The 543-nt window shown below is 30.2% G+C and carries 1 protein-coding gene; it reads right to left on the bottom strand.

Going from position 1 to position 543, the window contains the following annotated elements; translation table 11 throughout:
• Nucleotides 1-263 (bottom strand): helix-turn-helix domain-containing protein (locus V3W49_RS22985; RefSeq protein WP_500148296.1); only part of this gene is annotated, 263 nt, incomplete at its 3' end.
• Nucleotides 264-543 lie beyond the last annotated feature (280 nt).

Here is a 543-nt window from a genome sequence, read left to right on the forward strand (position 1 = left end):
ACTGCACCACGTGTTTCTTCCATCCTCACAATTTCAATCAAACCAGTTTTTTTGAGAATTTCAAGATGATGACGAATTGTGGTTAACGCTTTTTTGTATCCAGCTTTACGAAGTTTGTTTCTAATTTGTTCAGCAGAAAGTGCTTTTTTGTATAGAATTTTTATAATTGCCGCCCTCGCAGTATCTTCAATTGCACGAGCTTGATTTGAATTCAATGTAAGAATACGATTAACTTGAATTTGTTTTTCTACTAATATTGACATGTATTTTGTTTTGCAGATGTAAGCTAAAAGATCCTTATATCATATTTTTTTATCCTGTCGCATCAATTTTTTTCCGTTATGAAAAAATCATAACCGCTATAATTATAATAGTAACAATACTAACTATTTGGATACGCTATTAAGAAAATAATAGTAATTTTAAATTTTTTATAAATAAGAGGTCGGGGAAAGATATTAGCATTTTCAGGGTCATGACAGGTCTAAAGACGCAAAAAGGGAAAAATTGATTATCAGCAAAAAATAAAATTCGGGCTAAAGA

Source organism: Rosenbergiella sp. YN46 (assembly GCF_036620675.1).
Lineage (GTDB): Bacteria > Pseudomonadota > Gammaproteobacteria > Enterobacterales > Enterobacteriaceae > Jejubacter.